We start from the raw sequence: 2008 nt of genomic DNA on the forward strand, positions 1-2008 counted from the left end.
GTCGTGCAGCAGTGTCCTGTAATCATTGATGATGCCTGATGTGACTTCGAGTTCGTCTTCGATACGCCAGACGTTCCCGTCGTACATTCGTTCGGCCAGCGCGTATTCGGTTGGCGATATCAATAGCCGAGCCGTCTCCGCACGGGTGCGCATCTCATGCAGGCCACACCGGTCATCACCGTGGGACCAATGGACCAGCTCATGCACGAGGGTGCATCGTTTGGCCACGTATGGGAGACGACGGTCTATGAGTATCGTGCGAGTGCGCTCGCTGTAGCAGCCCATCATGCCGTTGGGCAGGTGGTCGGCGCTGCGTATCTCTACGTCGAGTCCGGCACTGTAGACGGCCATGCGCACATGGCCATAGGTGTCTCTCAGGTTCAACGGCAACGGTCTCATGCTGGATCATCCCCGTTCCCGTATTCGATGTACTTCTCCTTGTCCGGGTCGGTGTAGGCCGCAAGCTCCATCGGGTTATCCGCCAGAATACGCTTCGTCTCCTCCACGCGACGCTCGCGCTTTTGCTCTTCTTCGATACGCTTCGCCTCCGAGATGATGTCCCGGACGGTTTGCACCGGGTCGGCTCCGCATACGTCGCAGACAATGAGGAATTCGGAGAGTCTGACAGGAGCCTTAAGACCATTGCGGAGATCCCGAACTCGCCCGTAGTTGATAGCACCGTCGGAGGCGCGATCAAATTCACGGTTGCCGAGGCCGACAGTCGTAAGCATTTTGTCAATGGTTCTTGCCGCTGCGAAATCTGCCGGCGACCACTTGTAACTCTTCGTAGGCATGCAATCAATGATAGCAAGTGACACGCCGACTTGCGCAAAATGAGAGCAAGTGCCATCATATTAATTGTTGACAGCAAGTGAAATCAGGAGGTCGGGATGAGCGAGGAAATCCGAATCGTGAACCATGAGGAGCCGGGCAGGCCGCTGAAGGTCAGGCGACTGGCCGATGGCCGGGTCGAAGTCCGAATCGGGGACATGGGAATCACTGACGCGGTGGTCACCATCACCCCCGAGGAATTCGACCAGATCAAGAACCTCTGACAAACAGAAGACCCAAGGCAGAAAGGAGACTCAGGAACATGAGCGAGCCAATCAAACGCAGGGCATCGGCGGCAGGCATCGGACGCGAGCCGGCACTGCCGGCCAAGCCCGGCATGGATAAGGTCGCCAGCAAACTCACCAGACAGGCGCGCGCCAGGCTACGCCGCGGCAACGTGCCGGACACCCAAGTGGCCCGCGCGGCCTCGGTCAACCGAATGACCATCCAATCGTTCCGCACCGGCGCGCCACGCAACGACATGAGCCTGAGCATGTTCCTCGCCGTACTCAACGAGACAGGCGGCGACCCAGCAAAAGCCATCACCGCCGCGCTCGCCGGCAAGGAGGTGGCGTGATGGTGTGGTGGAAGCACAATCGTCAGGCATGCCAGTCCGGACAGGCCGAGGGGCCGATGCCGACACCGTTGCCCTGTCCGTTATGCAACGGCCATGCCGAGGCGGTGATGGATTCGTGGACGTCAGGCGGATACGGATACGACTTCGAACGCTGGGGCTGCCGTTGCGGGGAATGCGGATACGGGTACTACGGCGGCAACCCGCTCTCGCCGTCCGACGAACGGCAGGCCATCGAACGGTGGGACCAGCAGGTCGAGGAAGCGTTGAAGATCATCGCGGAACCGTTGGAGGAATGCCCGTCATGCCATTGCGTCCCGAAGGTCGGGAAAAGCGACGGCGAGGCATTCCTCCAATGCCCGGAATGCCTCAAAATCGCACGCGGCGGCAACCCCATAGAGACCAAGGACAAGTGGAACCGCTTGTGCCTTCAGCGGAAGGCGATGAGGCTCAAAGCCAAACGACAGGCCGCGCAGTTGGAACGAATCATCGGAAAGGACGCGGAGTGATGGATGCGAATTCAATCATTTGGGTCTGCGCGATCATCTGCGTGGTCTCATTCTTCCCTCCGTTGGCCGTGTTTTGAATGTCGCAGTTCCAAGC

At 59.4% G+C, this 2008-nt stretch carries 5 protein-coding genes; 3 read left to right on the forward strand and 2 right to left on the reverse strand.

What is annotated here, in order from left to right; translation table 11 throughout:
* Together AB5Z52_RS16765 and AB5Z52_RS16770 are read right to left on the reverse strand one after the other, a co-directional pair.
* A partial coding sequence (locus tag AB5Z52_RS16765; protein ID WP_368267115.1) for a hypothetical protein occupies positions 1-399 on the reverse strand: 399 nt, incomplete at its 3' end.
* Positions 396-818, reverse strand: a complete 423-nt coding sequence (locus AB5Z52_RS16770) for a hypothetical protein (protein WP_368267116.1) — start codon at positions 816-818, stop codon at positions 396-398. The genes AB5Z52_RS16770 and AB5Z52_RS16765, both read right to left, overlap by 4 nt.
* A gap of 72 nt (positions 819-890) precedes the next feature.
* On the opposite strand from AB5Z52_RS16770, the gene AB5Z52_RS16775 reads away from it, so the two are divergent.
* The 3 genes from AB5Z52_RS16775 (at position 891) to AB5Z52_RS16785 (ending at position 1991) form a co-directional block, all read left to right on the forward strand.
* Positions 891-1055 carry a hypothetical protein gene (locus tag AB5Z52_RS16775; protein ID WP_288522856.1) on the forward strand — a complete coding sequence of 55 codons (165 nt, stop codon included), beginning with the start codon at positions 891-893 and terminating at the stop codon, positions 1053-1055.
* Between the two features lie 38 nt (positions 1056-1093).
* Positions 1094-1408, forward strand: coding sequence for a hypothetical protein (locus tag AB5Z52_RS16780; RefSeq protein WP_368267117.1), 315 nt, complete (start codon positions 1094-1096; stop codon positions 1406-1408).
* A gap of 115 nt (positions 1409-1523) precedes the next feature.
* Positions 1524-1991 carry a hypothetical protein gene (locus AB5Z52_RS16785; protein ID WP_368267119.1) on the forward strand — a complete coding sequence of 156 codons (468 nt, stop codon included), beginning with the start codon at positions 1524-1526 and terminating at the stop codon, positions 1989-1991.
* Positions 1992-2008 lie beyond the last annotated feature (17 nt).

It is taken from the genome of Enterococcus sp. RTP21361st1_A6_RTP21361_211029 (assembly GCF_040910045.1).
GTDB lineage: Bacteria > Bacillota > Bacilli > Lactobacillales > Enterococcaceae > Enterococcus_D > Enterococcus_D gallinarum.